Origin of the sequence: Nitrincola lacisaponensis (assembly GCF_000691225.1) — a bacterium.
Classification (GTDB): Bacteria; Pseudomonadota; Gammaproteobacteria; order Pseudomonadales; family Balneatricaceae; genus Nitrincola; species Nitrincola lacisaponensis.
Genome location: NZ_JMSZ01000007.1, coordinates 60,412 through 77,217, shown reverse-complemented (window position 1 = coordinate 77,217; position 16,806 = coordinate 60,412). Strand labels below are relative to the sequence as shown.

Sequence of the window (16,806 nt, the reverse complement as noted above, 5' to 3'; positions counted from 1 at the left end):
AAGACTATGAAACTGAAAAATAACACTGCGAAACATCTGTTGACTGGTGGCCTGCTGTCCGCTGGACTCGTGCTGGCTGGTAATGCCCAGGCATTGACTGTCATTTCATTTGGTGGCGCCTCGGGCGATGCCATGCAGGAAGCCTACTACACACCTTTTGCACAGAAAGCCGGTATTACCCTGACACCCGGTGACTACAACGGTGAATTCGCCCGTATTCGTGCCATGGTCGAAACCGGTAACGTCAGTTGGGACGTTGTTGAAGTTGAGTCTCCGGAACTGGCTCGTGGTTGCTTTGAAGGCCTGTTTGAACCGATTGACTGGGAACTGCTGGGCATTCAGGACGATCTGATCCCTGCTGCAATTCATGAGTGTGGTGTCGGCACATTCGTATGGTCAACTGTCCTGGCTTATGATGCTGATCGTCTGTCACGCGCCCCTGAAAGCTGGGCTGATTTCTGGAATGTTGAAGAATTCCCGGGCAAGCGCGGCCTGCGTCGTGGTGCCAAATACACGCTGGAATTTGCCCTGATGGCTGATGGCGTAGCTGCTGATGATGTCTACGATGTACTGGCAACCGCTGAAGGGGTTGACCGTGCATTCGCCAAGCTGGATGAACTGCAACCACACATTCAGTGGTGGGAAGCCGGTGCTCAGCCGCCACAGTGGCTGGTTGCTGGTGATGTTGTCATGTCTTCAGCCTATAACGGCCGTATCGCAGCCGCTCAGGAAGAAGGTCGCAACCTGGAAATCAACTGGACTGGCAGCCTCTATGACCTGGATTACTGGGCCATCGTACAGGGCAGCAGCCATGTCGAAACCGCCTATGACTTTATTCGCTTCTCCAGCCAGCCTGATACCCAGGCACAGTACTCCAGCCGTATTCCTTACGGTCCGGTTAACCCGGCAGCCATCGCTGAGCTGAGCGAAAAACAGGCAGCTCGCATGCCGACCGCTGATGCCAACCTTGAAGGTGCAATCGCCGTCAACACCGACTTCTGGGTTGACTATGGCGAAGAGCTGGAACAGCGCTTCAACGCCTGGGCGTCTCAGTAATACCTGCTCACCGGTCAGGGATGACCGGTGTTTTCATGCCATCAACGGGTCTGTGAAAGACCGGAGGAGATAATGACCAGCATTGCGGCCACTCAAACGGCTGCCGGAACCCAACCGGTTACCGGCCTTAAGGCGCAACTGCGCCGTGCTGAACGCTTGAAAAAAATAAAGGCCATGTTGCTTGTTGCACCCTTGGCCCTGTTTTTGATCATTGCCTTTGTGCTACCCATCAGCAGCATGCTCTGGCGCAGCATCGACAACACCGAAGTCAGCCAGGTAATGCCACAAACCGCCACCCTGATTCAGCAATGGGATGGCAGTGGACTACCAGATGAAGCCGTGTTTGCTGCGTTTGCCGCAGAACTGCGCGATTCCCGCTCTGGCGGTGGATTGGGACGCATCGGTCGACGTTTGAATTATGAAGACCCAACTTTCCGGTCACTGCTGACCCGTACCCTGAGAGGCCTGCCCGCCAGCACCGAGCTGAGCTGGACAGAAGAACTCATCAGCATTGACCCTCGCTGGAATGACACTGCCACCTGGCAGGCTATTCAGCGTACTGCGCCGCTGACAACCGACCGTTACCTGTTGGCATCGCTGGATCTGGAACGCAATGCCGAAGGCCAGATTGTCAAGGTTGCTGAAAACCAGCAACTCTATATACAGGTATTCAAGCGCACCCTGATTATTGCCGGGGGTGTAACCTTGATCTGTCTGTTTTTGGGCTTTCCACTGGCATACCTGCTCGCAACCCTGCCCACCTCGACCAGCAACCTGCTACTCATCTGTGTCCTGCTGCCTTTCTGGACCTCGCTGCTGGTACGAACCGCAGCCTGGATTGTTTTGCTGCAATCAGGAGGCCTGGTGAATGCCGGATTAATGTGGACAGGGCTCATCGATTCTCCGATACAGTTAGTGTTTAACCGTATTGGCGTGTTCTTTGCCATGGTGCATGTACTGCTACCCTTCATGATTCTGCCACTCTACAGTGTCATGAAAGGCGTATCGCCCTCCTATCAGCGCGCGGCAGTATCACTTGGAGCACACCCCTTTGCCGCCTTCTGGCAGGTCTATGTACCTCAAACCCTGTCAGGCATCGCTGCCGGTACCATTCTGGTATTCATCATGGCACTGGGTTACTACATCACCCCGGCACTGGTGGGTGGACCGTCCGATCAGATGGTCAGTTACTACGTGGCTTACTACACCAATACCACCAACAACTGGGGCATGGCTGCGGCACTGGGTGCCCTGCTACTGATTGTGACTCTGTTGCTGTACATGGTGTATCACAAGCTGGTCAATCAAAAACAACTGGTGCGGAGCTGATAGCATGAGTCTACAACCTTACGCCTCGCCCATTGAACGCATCTGGTTCTGGGTATTCAGAGTTTTCTGTGGCTTGATCCTGGTGTTCCTGATGATTCCGGTACTGGTGATCATTCCCTTGTCCTTCAGCGACAGCTCGTTCCTGACCTACCCCATTCAAGGGTTCTCTCTGCGCTGGTATGAGCAAATCTTCAGTGCAGGTCCCTGGATGGACTCACTGAAAAACAGCTTGATAGTAGCCCCTCTGGCAACACTGCTGGCGATGATTTTCGGCACGCTGGCAGCCGTCGGTCTGAACCGGGCTGACTTCCCGGGTAAAGGACTGATCCTGGCGCTGCTGATCTCACCAATGGTAGTACCACTGGTTATCGTTGCGGTCGGCATGTACTTCTTCTTTGCCAACCTGGGCCTGCTGAACAGCTATACCGGCCTGGTGATCGCACATGCTGTTCTCGGCGTACCGTTTGTGGTCATCACGGTCAACGCAACCCTGCAGGGATTTGACTACAATCAAATGCGTGCCGGTGCCAGTCTGGGAGCCAGTCCGCTGCGGGTGTTCTTTACAGTCGTGCTGCCACAGATTATTCCGGGTGTTGCATCCGGTGGCCTGTTCGCCTTTGCCACCTCATTCGATGAAGTGGTCGTGGCACTGTTTATTGCCAGTCCGACAGAGCGCACGCTGCCTATCCAGATGTTCTCCGGTATTCGTGAAAACATCAGCCCGGCAATCGCAGCCATGGCAACAATACTGATTTTAATGTCCGTCGTACTGCTGTTAGTGATGGAACTGCTTCGACGCCGCAGTGAAAAAATGCGCAGTCATTCCTGAACTTAGAAACGCGAGCCCCTCCTCGCGGATTTGATTGGAGAGTCACATGTTACAAGCAACGCAACTGTTTCGGCAGCAGGCCTATATCAATGGCCAATGGGTCGATGCAGACAGTGGTAAATGCTATGCAATACACAACCCTGCCACCGGTGACAAACTGGGTGAAGTACCCAGCATGGGTGCTGCAGAAACCCAGCGTGCAATTGATGCAGCAGAAGCTGCGCTGCCCGCCTGGCGTGCCAAAACAGCCAAGGAACGTGCCGTTATTCTGCGCCGCTGGTTTGAGCTGATGATGCAACACCAGGATGACCTGGGACGACTGATGACTCTGGAACAGGGCAAGCCACTGGCAGAAGCCAAGGGCGAAATCGCCTATGCCGCCTCGTTTATCGAGTGGTTTGCTGAAGAAGGCAAGCGTATTTACGGCGAAACCATCCCGGGCCACCAGCCAGACAAACGCATTCTGGTACTGCGCCAGCCGATTGGTGTAACAGCAGCAATTACGCCCTGGAATTTCCCGTCGGCGATGATCACCCGCAAGGCTGCACCGGCACTGGCGGCTGGCTGTACCATGGTACTGAAACCAGCGCCACAGACACCTTTTTCGGCCCTGGCACTGGTACAGCTGGCTGAAGAGGCCGGTATTCCACCGGGCGTACTCAGCGTGGTCACAGCAACAGCAGAAGACTCCATCGCAGTCGGCAACACCCTGTGCGACAGCGATGTGGTACGCAAACTGTCATTCACCGGCTCCACTGCCGTCGGCATCAAACTGATGCAACAGTGCGCGCCCACACTGAAAAAACTGTCTCTGGAGCTGGGTGGTAACGCCCCCTTCATCGTTTTTGACGATGCTGACCTGGATGCCGCCGTAGAAGGTGCCATCATCTCCAAATACCGCAATGCCGGTCAGACCTGTGTCTGCGCCAACCGCATCTATGTGCAAAAAGGCGTCTACGATGCCTTTGCTGAAAAATTTGCCGCCGCAGTGAAGAAACTGAACGTCGGTAACGGACTGGAAGACGGCGTGACCACCGGCCCGCTGATCGACAGCAATGCGGTCAAAAAAGTCAAAACCCACTTGGAAGACGCCCTGAGCAAAGGCGCCACGCTGACAGTCGGTGGCAAACCCCACAGCCTGGGTGGCAACTTCTTTGAACCCACTATCGTCACCGGCGCAACAGCTGACATGCTGATCGCCCGTGAAGAAACCTTCGGCCCGCTGGCACCGCTGTTTGCCTTCGAGGACGAAGACGATGTTATTCGTCTGGCAAATGATACCGAGTTTGGCCTGGCGGCCTACTTCTATGCACGTGACCTGGGACGGGTCTGGCGTGTTGCAGAAGCGCTGGAATACGGCATGGTCGGCATCAACACCGGCGTAATTTCCACTGAAGTCGCCCCCTTCGGTGGTGTGAAGTCTTCAGGTCTGGGTCGTGAAGGTTCACGCCATGGCATTGAAGATTATCTGGAACTGAAATACCTCTGCATCAATATCTAAGCATCTGGAGATAAGACTCATGAGCAAAACCAATGCAGGCATGATCGAACGGAAAACGCAGGCTGTCGCCCGCGGTGTCGGCCTGGCACACCCACATTTTATCGACTCTGCCCGCAACGCCACCCTGACGGATGTAGAGGGTCGCGAATTTATCGACTTTGCCGGCGGTATCGCCGTACTCAACACAGGCCACCTGCACCCCACTGTGAAGCAGGCCGTTGCTGAACAGCTGGAAAAGTTGTCGCACACCTGCTTCATGGTACTGGGCTACGAGCCTTACGTTGAAGTCTGTGAAAAAATCAACGCGTTGGCCTTTGGTCCATCAGCGAAGAAAAGCGCACTGTTCACCACGGGTGCAGAAGCGGTTGAAAACGCCATCAAAGTCGCTCGTGCACACACGGGCCGTACCGGCGTGATTGCCTTTGGTGCAGGTTACCATGGCCGTACCATGGCAACACTGGCTCTGACTGGCAAAATTGCACCCTACTCCAGCGGCATGGGCCTGATGCCAGGCGATGTCTACCGTGCACTCTATCCCTGTGAACTGCACGGCATCAGCACCGCCGATGCACTGGCCTCTATCGAGCGTATCTTCAAGTTTGATGCTGAAGCCTGCAACATCGCCGCAATCATTCTCGAGCCTGTTCAGGGTGAAGGTGGCTTCTATGTCGCACCGAAAGACTTCATGGAAGCACTGCGCGCACTTTGCGACAAACACGGCATACTGCTGATTGCCGACGAAGTACAGACGGGTGCAGGCCGTACCGGCACCTTCTTCGCCATGGAACAGACGGGTGTTGAACCGGATATCACCACCTTTGCAAAATCCATTGCCGGTGGTTTCCCGCTCTCCGGTATCGTAGGCAAAGCCGACATCATGGACAGCATCGCTCCAGGTGGACTGGGAGGCACCTATGGTGGCAGCCCGATCGCCTGTGCTGCTGCACTGGGTGTTCTCCAGGTGTTTGAGCAGGAAAACCTGCTGCAACGTGCCAACGATGTGGGTGCCAAGCTGACACAACACCTCAAGGCGCTGTCTGAAAAACACCAGGTCATCGCCGACGTCCGTGGACTGGGCGCCATGATTGCCATGGAACTGATTGACAGTAACGGCCTGCCACAGCCGGAACTGACCGCTAAAGTGGTCGCCAAGGCACGCGACAAAGGCCTGATCCTGATCTCTTGCGGCCTGTACGGCAACGTAGTCCGTATCCTGGTTCCACTGACAGTACCGGATGCACAGCTACAGCAAGGTCTGGATATCATCAGCGAGTGTTTTGACGAACTCGCCTGATCCGGAAAATACCATCGCCCGCACTGCGGGCGATTTTATTTTCAGTGGCTTGCGCTATACTAACGTCGAAGCTAATACTACTGCCGCACTTTCACAGGAAGGGACCATATGAGCGATCAATACAAGACACTGGCTGAAATGGGTATCGAAGATGTCTCCGAAATCGAGAAGTTTTCGACACGTCAGGAAGGCGATATGGACATACTCAAAATCTATTTTCACCGTGACCCGGGTGAATGGTTTGCCAAAAGCAAAAAATTCAAGTTCAAGCGTCAGGTGAAAACGGTTCGTGTCAACGAAGGCAAAGTGTCCTATCGGGAAACCTCTGAATCCTCACCCTACTTCCTGCGCGCATTGACTGAGCTGGAAAAGCTGGCAGATAAAATGCACTCCGTTACCGGACGCAAAGAGATCCTGCTGGAAGAGATCGATCATCTGGAAAAGGTTATGGAACGGAAAATTGCCGACATTCGCCGGCAAATTGAAGAGCTTTGACGATCAAGGGGTCTTAAATGACCCCTTTCTCCTTCAGACTGACCAGAGCTTCTGGCGTCAGATTCAAACAGCGACTCAGCACCGCGTCTGTATGCTCGCCCAATAAAGGCGGGGCTGTCGGCGCATTCAGCGCTTCACCATTAAAGCGGATTGGATTGCTGACCAGCTGTACTTCTCCATCCTGAGGATGAGGTCGTGTGATTTTCAGGCCACGGTGCTTCACCTGCGGGTCTTCAAACACACGATCCAGCGTATTGATGGGTCCACAGGGCACCCCCACCTGCTCCAGTGCCAACAGCCACTCATCGGTGGTTTTCTGGCGCAGAGGTTCCAACAACAGCGGGATCAACTCGGCACGGTGCTGCACACGCAGGGCGTTGGTCTGGAAGCGTGGATCATCAGCCAGCTCAACACACCCGGCAGTTTCACAGAAACGCCGGAACTGACCATCATTCCCCACGGCGAGGATCAGATGCCCATCACGTGTTGCAAAAGCCTGATAAGGGACAATATTGGGATGAGCATTGCCCAAGCGTTGGGGTACATCACCGGATGTCAGATAGTTCAGCGCCTGATTGGCCAGCACGCCGACCTGCACATCCAGCAATGCCAGATCAATATAGGTACCTTCACCGGTACGCTGACGCTGCAGTAACGCCGCCATAATGGCATTGGCTGCATACATACCGGTAAAGATATCAGCAAAGGCAACTCCAACTTTCACCGGACCACCGCCCGGCTCACTGTCGGGCTGCCCCGTCAGACTCATCAGGCCACCCATGCCCTGAATCATGAAGTCATAACCGGCTCGCTGTGCATAAGGGCCATCCTGTCCAAAGCCGGTAATCGAGCAATAGATCAGATCCGGCTTCAGCGTCTTGAGCGAGTCATAATCCAATCGGTACTTTTTCAGGCCACCGACTTTAAAGTTTTCCAGCACCACATCGCAGGACTGCACCAACTGATGCAGCAATGCCTGACCCTCCGGGTTCGCCATGTCCACTGTAACTGACTGCTTGCCCCGGTTAGCACCGAGGTAGTATGCCGCTTCACGCGACGTTTCCAGCCAGGGCGGCCCCCAGCGACGGGTATCATCCCCTTCACCAGGTCGTTCGATTTTGATCACCTCGGCGCCCAGATCTGCCAACTGCTGGCTGCACCAGGGGCCCGCCAGAATGCGCGACAGATCGAGAACCCGAATACCCTGAAGGGGTTGTGCTGGCATAACTCACCTCACTTGGCTGATGCTCAGAAAAATGCCTGAATACCGGTCTGTGCACGACCCAGAATCAAACCATGGACATCATGTGTACCTTCATAGGTGTTCACAGATTCCAGGTTGACCATGTGACGCATCACACCATATTCGTCGGATACACCGTTACCGCCGTGCATATCACGTGCGATACGGGCAATTTCCAGCGCCTTGCCACAGTTGTTACGCTTCACCATGGAAATCATTTCCGGTGCCCAGTTACCAGAATCCATCAAGCGACCGACCTGCAGAACCGCCTGCAATCCCAGGGTAATGTCGGTTTGCATATTGGTCAGTTTCATCTGAATCAACTGGGTTGCAGCCAGAGGACGACCAAACTGTTTGCGATCCAGGGTGTATTGACGCGCTGCATGCCAACAGAATTCGGCAGCACCCAGCACACCCCAGGCGATCCCGAAACGGGCTTTGTTCAGACAGCCAAACGGCCCAGACAGACCGGTTGCACCTGGCAGCAGGTTTTCTTCCGGAACAAAGGCGTTATCCAGCACGATCTCACCGGTAATGGATGCACGCAGAGACAGCTTGCCGCTGATTTTGGGCGTACTGAAACCTTCGGTACCACGCTCAACGATAAAGCCTTTAATCTTGCCATCATGCGCATCGGACTTGGCCCATACCACCGCAATATCCGCAATCGGGCTGTTGGTGATCCACATTTTCTGACCACTCAGCAAATAACCACCATCCACTTTACGGGCACGGGTGATCATGGAACCCGGATCAGAACCATGGTCCGGTTCAGTCAGACCAAAACAGCCGATGATTTCAGCGCTGGCCAGTTTCGGCAGATATTTCTGTTTCTGCTCTTCAGAGCCATAGGCTTCGATCGGATGCATCACCAGTGACGACTGCACACTCATGGCTGAACGGTAACCTGAATCCACACGCTCAACTTCACGCGCAATCAGACCATAGGAGACGTTGTTAACACCGGCACCGCCGTAGACTTCAGAAACAGTCGGGCCAAGCAGACCCATCTCGCCCATTTCATTCATGATTTCCCGGTCGAAACGCTCTTCACGTGCGGCACTCAGAACACGAGGCTGCAGCTTTTCCTGACAGTATGCACGCGCGGCATCCTGAATCTGTCGCTCATCATCGGTCAGTTGCTGTTGGAAAAATAACGGGTCATCCCACTGGAATGTAATCATTGTCTGCGCCTCCGCGAAAATTTAAGTGTGGCCAAGCCATTCGTAATATTTATTATAATAAATAGGGTAAATCAAGGAAATTCGCTGTTTGGATCAGATTCATTTATCAACCCATCATCGCACTGTATTATGGCAGGCATCTGCACATCCGGGGTTATTGCATGCAAAAAGCTGACAGATCTGTCTGGGAACTGCGCCGTATCTGGCTCGTCGGGTTTCTGTTGCTGCCCTTCCTGTTGCTGGCAGGTGGCTGGCTGGGGTTTAACCATGCCCGCGAGCAGGCGTTGCAACAGGCGGATGAGCGACTGACCCTGTATGCCAGCAGCTTTGAAGGTGCCATCAACCGTTATGACTACCTGCCCTGGCTGATCGCCCAAACGCCCGATGTTCGGCGCTTACTGGACCAACGAGCACCTGAGCTGATTGAACGCGTCAATGAATTCCTGCTGGAAACACGCAACACCTCGCTGGCCGATGAGGTCTATCTCATGGATGCTGAAGGCCTGACACTGGTCTCCAGCAACTTTCGCACGGCAGAAAGCTTTGTCGGCAACAACTACCGTTTTCGGCCCTACTTCACCGATGCCATCCGTACCGGACGCGGTGAATTTTTCGCCATCGGTACCACCACCGGGCTGCCAGGCTACTTTTTATCGCAGGAAGTGTTCAGCCTGAACGATCAGCAACGCGGTGTCGCCGTCGTCAAGGTCGACCTGGAACCACTGCAGGCAGACTGGCAGTCCGCCGCTGAAAAAGTGTTTGTATCGGATACCAATCACATCATCGTCTTGTCCAGCCATCCGGAATGGAAGTATCGCTATCTCGAGCCACTTACCGACCAGCAACTGGACGACCTGGAGCGCAACCGGCAGTTTGATGGCATCACACTCAGCCCGCTGGGCAGCCATAACGATGCCGCGCTGCTGCATATGCCTGTGTCGGATACAGAATCAGAACGTTTTCTGAACCGCAGTCTGGAACTCTCACGCCCGGGCTGGCGTATCCATTATCTGGTACCACTGGAGCCGCTCTACCGCTTTGCCGCACTGACAACCGGTGTCGTACTGATACTCTATATCCTCTGTCTCACCGCAGTACTCTGGATGCGCGAACGCAGCCGCCGCGCTCATGCCGCCTTGCAGGCAGAACAGCGCCTGCGCAACCTGAATGACACCCTGGAAGATCAGGTCATCGAGCGTACCGCCGAGCTGGAAAAACGCACCTCTGAACTGCAACGCATTCAACGTGAGCTGGTACAGTCGGAAAAACTCGCCGCACTGGGCATTATGGCCGCTGGCCTCTCCCATGAGCTGAACCAGCCACTGACCGCGGTACGCACCTATGCAGCCTCCGGGCGCAAGCTGCTGGCACGCGGTTTGATTGACCAGGTGGATACAGCGCTGGACAAGATCATGACCCTGACCAGTCGCATGAGTGACATCACCTCGCAACTGAAAGTCTTCGTACGCCAGGCACCGATTCAGAAACAGCCGGTTGACTGGGCTGCACGTATCGACTTTGTGCTGGACATGCTGGAGCACCGTATCACTCAACAGCAGGTCCGGATTGATACGAAAATTCCTGCTCAAGCACTAATACGCGGGGATGATGCCCGTATTGAGCAGATACTGGTTAACCTGATCGGTAATGCACTGGATGCCGTGGCACAGCAATCCGAGCCGCAGGTTACCATTCGCCTGTCAGATCAGAATCATGGCTGGTGCTTACAGGTGGAGGATAATGGCCCGGGTTTTGCTAAAGAACAGATCAAGCATCTGTTTGAGCCTTTTTACTCTACCAAAAATGTCGGCCAGGGCATGGGGCTCGGACTGTTTATCTGTTACGGACTGGTCCAGGATCTGGGCGGCAACATTCGCGCCGAAATTCCGGATGAAGGTGGCGCGCGCTTTGTGGTCTGGCTACCCGGTTCTGATGAAAAGGCAACAGCAGCATGACTCCGATAGAATGTAACCAGGTTTTACTGGTCGATGATGATCCCGCCGTCCTTGAGGCGACCCGGCAATGGCTGGAATTGTCCAACATTGAAGTGATTACGCTCAACAACCCTCAGGGCGTTGCAGCCCATATCACAGCCGACTTCCCGGGTGTACTGGTATCTGACATACGCATGCCGGAACTGAGCGGCACTGAGCTGATGGCACAGATTCATCAAAAAGTCCCGGAACTGCCAATTATTCTGATTACCGGCCACGGTGATATCCCCATGGCGGTGGAAGCGATCCGCAAGGGTGCCTGGGATTTTCTGGAAAAGCCGTTTGATCCCGAACGTCTGGAAGAAGTGATCCGCAAAGCCCTGATCACCCGCTCATTGCAGCTGGAAAATCACCGCTTGCGTGCAGCCATGCAGGACCCGGCCAACACCCGCCTGCTAGGCAAAAGCCCTGCCATCACACAGCTGCGCCAGCAGGTACAACGCCTGAGTAAAGTCCAGGCCAATATCCTGATCCACGGTGAAACCGGTGCCGGCAAAGAAGCCGTGGCGCGCTCACTGCATGAATGCAGCCCCCGCGCAGACAAGCCCTTTGTTGCCATCAACTGTGGTGCCCTGACCCATGAGCTGGTGGAATCCGAGCTGTTTGGCCATCGCAAGGGTGCCTTTACCGGAGCACTCGAATCCCGTGAAGGCAAACTGGAACTGGCCAGTGGCGGCACACTGTTTCTGGACGAGATCGAATCCATGCCGCTGCCGGTACAGATCAAACTGCTGCGGGCAATTCAGGAGCAGCAGATTGAGCGAATTGGCAGCAACCAGCTGATCAACCTCGATCTGATCATTATCTCAGCCACCAAAATCGATCTGCTGAAACTCTCTGAACAAGGTCAGTTCCGTGAAGATCTTTATTACCGCCTGGCGGTTGCCGAGCTGTCTATTCCGCCACTGAGAGAACGTCAGGAGGATATCCTGCTGCTGTTCAATCACTTTGTACAACAGGCCGCCGACGTACACGATCTTGAAGTCGCGCCCGCAGATACAGCCTATACCCAGGCACTGCTGCAAAACCCCTGGCGGGGCAACGTACGTGAGTTGCGCAACCGGGCCACGCGCTTTGCACTGGGACTAGAAGGGCAAAGCAGTGCTCATACATCGGGGGAACCTCCCAGCAGTCTGGCTGCACAACTGGAAGACTATGAACGCAAACTGATACGGGAGGCGTTACTGCGTCATCAGGGCAACATTCAGAAAGTGCTGGATGAACTGCAACTGCCAAGGCGCACCCTGAACCAGAAAATGCTGCGTCTGGGATTGCAACGCGAAGCCTTGTTACAGGCGGAGCAGCCTGAATAAGCCAAAAATGGCCGATGATAACCAGGGTATCGGCCATTTATTGCTCACCACTCGGGAAAAAACGATGAATTTCCTGTCATTTCCCTGTCAAACCTCACCGCTGGCTGAATAATTATTTTCTGGCACGCTTTGTGCTAAACCCTACGGGTACAACCTAAACAAGCATAATTAAGATTAGGTAATATCAGGTAACACACTCTACACTCAAGCTGACTGCTCAGCGCATCCCCGATGATGCTGCCGGGTAGTGTTTTATAAAAATAACCAAGGAGAAACACTATGCGCCGCTTTGGCCTTGCACTTGTCCTGTCTGCAACCCTGGCTGTCCCCGCCGTGCAGGCACAACAGAACCTTTCAATCGCAACCGGTGGTACCGGTGGCGTTTACTACCCCATTGGTGGTGGTCTGGCTGAAATGATCGGTCGCCACATTGATGGCTATTCAGCGGTTGCCGAAGTCACCGGTGCCTCTGTCGAAAACATGGGCTTGATCCACCGCGAAGATTCCGACCTGGCCATCGCACTGGCAGACACTGTCTACCAGGCCTACACTGGCACCGGCGCATTTGAAGGCCGTCAGGTCAGTGATGTGCGCGCCATCGCATCTGTCTATCCGAATGCAGTACAGCTGGTTGCCCTGCAGGGTTCCGGAATCACCTCATTGCAGGACCTGAAAGGCAAGCGCGTCTCTGTCGGCGCTCCGGGTAGTGGTACCGAGCTGAATGCCCGTGCGCTGCTGGAATCCAACGGTATTGGTTATGGCGACTTCACTGTTCAGCGTCTGAACTTCAACGAAACAGCCGATGCCCTGCGTGACGGCGATATCGATGCAGGCTTCTGGAGTGTTGGCCCACCCACCAGCTCAATCCTGAGTCTGGCAACCACTCGTGACATTCAGCTGATCTCCTTCACCGATGAAGAAGTTGAAAATGCCATTGGTGCCGAGCCGGTCTTCGCGCCTTACGCGCTGCCAGCAAACACCTATGAGGGCGTGACTGAAGTGACCCACACCATCGGAATCCCCAACGTACTGACCGTAAATGCAGCCATGCCGGATGAGCTGGCTTACCAGATTACTAAAGTACTGTTCGAGAAAATCGATGAACTGCGTGCGATTCATCCGGCGGCCAATGACACCACGGTTGAATTCACCATGACCTCAACCCCTATCCCGCTGCACCCGGGTGCACTGCGTTACTTTGAAGAGATCAACGCAGAAATCCCTGACCGCCTGCGTGAGTGATGACAACCCATGCGACAGGGCAGCTACCTAACCCTGACGCTACTGCTGCTGATCTTCGGGTCAGCAGCAGTGGAAGCAGGCCCGGACTACCAACTGGAAATCCGGGATGCTTCAAACCAGTTAATAACGCACTTTCCCTTACAACACGGACACTGGTGTTTGCACTGGCGGCACTCGGTTACCGGCATTGCTGTCGAAGACTGCTACCGTACCGAAGCCGGTCAGATGCAACTCAGCCACTCCTGGCAGCCTGATTTTGCTGCCGGTCTGGGGCATTTTGAAGGGCGAGGCACACTGGTCAGCCACCCACAAGGAGGCTACCTGATTGAATCCATCAATGAACCGGTTCCCGGCAATGAGCTGTGGATTCGTATTGGCAGTGAATCAGTGGCGCATACCCTGGTCAGTGCCGACACACAACTGAATCTGAGTACACTGGCTGCTGGCCAACGCCTGCGGCTGCAATTGACACCCATACAACACTAGAATAACAGGCTGACATAGCCGGAGTGCACACATGACGGACAGTAAAAGCCCGGTACCTTCACCGGACACCATCAGTTTTCCGACCGATTCAGGACCCCGTCCGGTCCTCTGGCTGATTACCCTGCTTGCCATCGGCCTGTCGCTATTCCAGATGTACAGCGCTGGCATCCAACCTCTCGGCCTGTTCTACCAGCGCGGCATTCACCTGGCGCTGGTACTGATGCTGGCCTTCCTCATCTTTCCACCGATGAACAAGTATCGTCGCGGCCCGCTCACCTGGCTGATCGATGTTGCGCTTTTTGCTGCCGCCGCTTACTCCGGTTTTTATCTGGTGTTTTACCTGGATGACATCATCAACCGTGCAGGCTTCTGGTCTCAGACGGATATTATCGTCGCCTGCATGACCACTGTCGTCGTGCTGGAAGCCAGTCGTCGTGCCGTCGGTTTTGGCCTGACACTGATCGGTATTGTTGCCATTCTCTACGCACTGGCAGGCCCGCGTGGTGCACTGCCCTGGCTCGGTGAATGGTTGCCAGGAATTCTGAACCACCGTGGTTACACCCTGGAACGTATTGCCGGACAGCTCTACCTCGGGCAGGAAGGGATCTACGGTATGCCGCTCGGCGTAGCGGCTACCTTCGTGTTTATCTTTGTACTGTTTGGTGCCTTTCTGGAAGTCACCGGTGCCGGTAAGTTCTTTATTGATCTGGCATTTGCCGGAACGGGTCGTCAGCGTGGCGGCCCGGCGAAAGCCGCTGTTATCGCGTCCGCCAGTATGGGATCGATTTCCGGCAGCTCGATTGCCAACGTGGTGACTACAGGTGCCTTCACCATCCCCCTGATGAAACGCCTCGGCTATAAACCGGCACAAGCCGGTGGTATTGAAGCGGCAGCCAGTACCGGTGGGCAGATCATGCCACCGCTGATGGGGGCCGGTGCTTTCCTGATTGCCGAATACACCCGCGTACCCTATGTCGAAATCATCAAAGTCAGTGTCTTCCCGGCACTGCTGTACTTCGCCACCGTCTATCTGTTTGTTCACATCATTGCTATCAAACAGGGTATGCACGGAATGGCCAAGAGTGAGTTGCCAGTCATGCGAGAAGTGATGAATCGCGGCTGGTTCTTCCTGATTCCGCTGATCATGCTGGTCTACCTGCTGGTCATAGGCCTGTCACCCATGCGTGTCGGTTTCTACGCAGTCATGGGCATTATCATCATTGCGGCACTCAACGGCTTGTATCAGGCCTATAAACGTGGCGCTGCCAACCGTAATCTGCAACAGGAGATGGTGCAGACGGTGAAATCCGGCTTCCACAAAACCCTGCTGGGTCTGGAACTGGGTGCACGCAATGCGGTGGCCGTGAGTATTGCCTGTGCGGTAGCCGGTATCGTCGTCGCGGTGGTCGGTCTGACCGGTCTGGGACTCAAATTCTCCTCCATGATGATCGCCTTCTCCGGTGGTAACATCCTGCTGGCTCTGCTGCTGGTCATCATCGCCAGTCTGATTCTGGGTCTGGGCTTGCCCGTCACCGCCAGCTACATCGTCCTGATCGTACTGGTCGGTCCGGCACTGACCAACGAGTTCGGCATTCCGCTGCTGGTCGCACACCTGCTGGTATTCTGGTATTCACAGGATTCCAACGTCACACCGCCGGTGGCATTGGCGGCATTTGCCGCCGCCGCCATCGCCGGAAGCAAGACCATGGAAACCAGTGTACAGTCCTGGAAATTTGCCAAAGGGCTCTACCTGATACCGCTGTATATGGTATTCCACCCGGAAATCATTACCGGTGGCCCCTGGTCCATTCTGATCTGGAAAGGTGCCATGATTATCCTGTTACTGCTGGCATTTGCGGCCGCCATTGAGGGGTATCTGTTTACCTGGATGCAACACTGGATGCGTCTGATCCTGTTAAGTTGTACCATTGCGCTGTTCTTCCCGAGTGCGACGGTACAGGCAATCAGTGCGGCCATTGCGATTCTGCTGCTGGTGATCAACTTCATCCAGGGACGCAAAGCTACTGCGCAAAGCCAACCACAGCCGGGGTAATCCAATCACTGACAGATGAGTATGGCATGAGCAAGGCACTGACAGCCGCTGAAATCCCCAAGCGCATGAAGCGCGCTGATCAGATCGTCGAGGCGGTCAAACGCTGGATTGTCGTTCAGGACATCCAGCCGGGAGACCGCCTGCCCAATGAAAAAGCCCTGACCGAGCTGTTCGAATGCTCCAAGGGCACCGTACGCGAAGCGCTCAAGTCTCTGGAAGTCCAGGGGCTGATCACAGTAAAAACCGGCCCCAATGGCGGTGCAATACTGGCCGAAGTCCCTTACGGTCACGCCTCGCAAATGCTGCGAAATTACCTGCACTTTCAGCATACCAGCGGCCCGGATATCTATGGCCTGCGCAAGCTGATCGAACCGGAAATCGCCTTGCTGGCCTGTGATCACCTCAGTGAAGCCGATATCGATGAGCTGGCACGCCTGACTGACTGCTGTGCTGTCCCGCCCGCCGACATTGAGCAGCGCCTGGATCATCGCATGTCAGAACTCGATTTTCATATTCTGCTGGCAGAACGTTGCGGTAATCCCATTCTCGGCTTTATAGGTCGTTTTCTGAATGATCTGCTCAAAGACCTTGTGATATACAAGAAAGTACAACTACCGGAGCAGATCGAATTTTCCAAATCCAACCTGCAGTACCATCAGCAGCTGGTGGAAGCGTTTCGGGCCCGAGACCGCCTGAAAGTGCGTCAGCTGATGCTGGAGCACATGCAGGCAGCGGAAGCCTTCAACATCGAACTCGAAGCCCGGTTATCCCGACAGTTTCTTTAGGA

The 16,806-nt window shown here is 54.8% G+C and carries 14 protein-coding genes; 12 read left to right on the top strand and 2 right to left on the bottom strand.

Features of this window, described 5'->3' with window-relative positions:
• Positions 1-6: 6 nt before the first annotated feature.
• From ADINL_RS01335 to ADINL_RS01310, 6 genes are all read left to right on the top strand, one after another.
• Positions 7-1,056: an ABC transporter substrate-binding protein gene (locus tag ADINL_RS01335; protein WP_051632458.1), complete on the top strand. Its 1,050-nt coding sequence runs from the start codon at positions 7-9 to the stop codon at positions 1,054-1,056.
• Between the two features lie 72 nt (positions 1,057-1,128).
• Positions 1,129-2,385, top strand: a complete 1,257-nt coding sequence (locus tag ADINL_RS01330; protein WP_036542943.1) for an ABC transporter permease — start codon at positions 1,129-1,131, stop codon at positions 2,383-2,385.
• A 4-nt stretch (positions 2,386-2,389) separates the two neighbouring features.
• Positions 2,390-3,214: an ABC transporter permease gene (locus ADINL_RS01325; protein ID WP_036542940.1), complete on the top strand. Its 825-nt coding sequence runs from the start codon at positions 2,390-2,392 to the stop codon at positions 3,212-3,214.
• Between the two features lie 46 nt (positions 3,215-3,260).
• Positions 3,261-4,715 (top strand): NADP-dependent succinate-semialdehyde dehydrogenase, encoded by a 1,455-nt coding sequence (gabD, locus tag ADINL_RS01320; protein ID WP_036542938.1) that lies wholly within the window; start codon positions 3,261-3,263, stop codon positions 4,713-4,715.
• Between the two features lie 19 nt (positions 4,716-4,734).
• A complete protein-coding gene (gene gabT, locus ADINL_RS01315) occupies positions 4,735-6,009 on the top strand; it encodes a 4-aminobutyrate--2-oxoglutarate transaminase (protein ID WP_036542934.1) in 1,275 nt (424 codons plus the stop codon).
• 108 nt (positions 6,010-6,117) lie between these two features.
• On the top strand, positions 6,118-6,504 hold the full coding sequence (locus ADINL_RS01310; protein ID WP_036542931.1) for a DUF3461 family protein: 387 nt from the start codon (positions 6,118-6,120) through the stop codon (positions 6,502-6,504).
• 13 nt (positions 6,505-6,517) lie between these two features.
• On the opposite strand, the gene ADINL_RS01305 is transcribed toward ADINL_RS01310, so the two are convergent.
• Both ADINL_RS01305 and ADINL_RS01300 read right to left on the bottom strand, forming a co-directional pair.
• Positions 6,518-7,729, bottom strand: coding sequence for a CaiB/BaiF CoA transferase family protein (locus tag ADINL_RS01305; protein WP_036542928.1), 1,212 nt, complete (start codon positions 7,727-7,729; stop codon positions 6,518-6,520).
• 23 nt (positions 7,730-7,752) lie between these two features.
• The gene (locus ADINL_RS01300) at positions 7,753-8,931 is read right to left on the bottom strand and encodes an acyl-CoA dehydrogenase (RefSeq protein ID WP_036542925.1); all 1,179 of its coding nucleotides are present in this window, start codon (positions 8,929-8,931) and stop codon (positions 7,753-7,755) included.
• 161 nt (positions 8,932-9,092) lie between these two features.
• Here ADINL_RS01300 and ADINL_RS01295 point away from each other — a divergent pair, with 161 nt between their 5' ends.
• The 6 genes from ADINL_RS01295 to ADINL_RS01270 all read left to right on the top strand — a co-directional run bounded on the left by ADINL_RS01295 (position 9,093) and on the right by ADINL_RS01270 (position 16,804).
• Entirely contained in the window at positions 9,093-10,886 is a 1,794-nt protein-coding gene (locus ADINL_RS01295) for a sensor histidine kinase (RefSeq protein WP_051632457.1), read from the top strand.
• Positions 10,883-12,238 (top strand): sigma-54-dependent transcriptional regulator, encoded by a 1,356-nt coding sequence (locus ADINL_RS01290; protein ID WP_036542922.1) that lies wholly within the window; start codon positions 10,883-10,885, stop codon positions 12,236-12,238. Before ADINL_RS01295 ends, ADINL_RS01290 begins: the two co-directional genes overlap by 4 nt.
• A gap of 279 nt (positions 12,239-12,517) precedes the next feature.
• Positions 12,518-13,480, top strand: coding sequence for a TAXI family TRAP transporter solute-binding subunit (locus ADINL_RS01285; protein WP_036542919.1), 963 nt, complete (start codon positions 12,518-12,520; stop codon positions 13,478-13,480).
• Between the two features lie 9 nt (positions 13,481-13,489).
• The gene (locus ADINL_RS01280) at positions 13,490-13,966 is read left to right on the top strand and encodes a DUF1850 domain-containing protein (protein WP_051632456.1); all 477 of its coding nucleotides are present in this window, start codon (positions 13,490-13,492) and stop codon (positions 13,964-13,966) included.
• A gap of 31 nt (positions 13,967-13,997) precedes the next feature.
• Positions 13,998-16,019 carry a TRAP transporter permease gene (locus ADINL_RS01275; protein WP_036542917.1) on the top strand — a complete coding sequence of 674 codons (2,022 nt, stop codon included), beginning with the start codon at positions 13,998-14,000 and terminating at the stop codon, positions 16,017-16,019.
• Positions 16,020-16,045: 26 nt separating this feature from the next.
• A complete protein-coding gene (locus ADINL_RS01270; protein WP_036542914.1) occupies positions 16,046-16,804 on the top strand; it encodes a FadR/GntR family transcriptional regulator in 759 nt (252 codons plus the stop codon).
• Positions 16,805-16,806: the final 2 nt, after the last annotated feature.

Coding starts and splice junctions, on each gene's coding strand:
- ADINL_RS01335 (WP_051632458.1), top strand. CDS start 7: ATGAAACTGAAAAATAACACTGCGAAACATCTGTTGACTGGTGGCCTG.
- ADINL_RS01330 (WP_036542943.1), top strand. CDS start 1,129: ATGACCAGCATTGCGGCCACTCAAACGGCTGCCGGAACCCAACCGGTT.
- ADINL_RS01325 (WP_036542940.1), top strand. CDS start 2,390: ATGAGTCTACAACCTTACGCCTCGCCCATTGAACGCATCTGGTTCTGG.
- gabD (WP_036542938.1), top strand. CDS start 3,261: ATGTTACAAGCAACGCAACTGTTTCGGCAGCAGGCCTATATCAATGGC.
- gabT (WP_036542934.1), top strand. CDS start 4,735: ATGAGCAAAACCAATGCAGGCATGATCGAACGGAAAACGCAGGCTGTC.
- ADINL_RS01310 (WP_036542931.1), top strand. CDS start 6,118: ATGAGCGATCAATACAAGACACTGGCTGAAATGGGTATCGAAGATGTC.
- ADINL_RS01305 (WP_036542928.1), bottom strand. CDS start 7,729: ATGCCAGCACAACCCCTTCAGGGTATTCGGGTTCTCGATCTGTCGCGC.
- ADINL_RS01300 (WP_036542925.1), bottom strand. CDS start 8,931: ATGATTACATTCCAGTGGGATGACCCGTTATTTTTCCAACAGCAACTG.
- ADINL_RS01295 (WP_051632457.1), top strand. CDS start 9,093: ATGCAAAAAGCTGACAGATCTGTCTGGGAACTGCGCCGTATCTGGCTC.
- ADINL_RS01290 (WP_036542922.1), top strand. CDS start 10,883: ATGACTCCGATAGAATGTAACCAGGTTTTACTGGTCGATGATGATCCC.
- ADINL_RS01285 (WP_036542919.1), top strand. CDS start 12,518: ATGCGCCGCTTTGGCCTTGCACTTGTCCTGTCTGCAACCCTGGCTGTC.
- ADINL_RS01280 (WP_051632456.1), top strand. CDS start 13,490: ATGCGACAGGGCAGCTACCTAACCCTGACGCTACTGCTGCTGATCTTC.
- ADINL_RS01275 (WP_036542917.1), top strand. CDS start 13,998: ATGACGGACAGTAAAAGCCCGGTACCTTCACCGGACACCATCAGTTTT.
- ADINL_RS01270 (WP_036542914.1), top strand. CDS start 16,046: ATGAGCAAGGCACTGACAGCCGCTGAAATCCCCAAGCGCATGAAGCGC.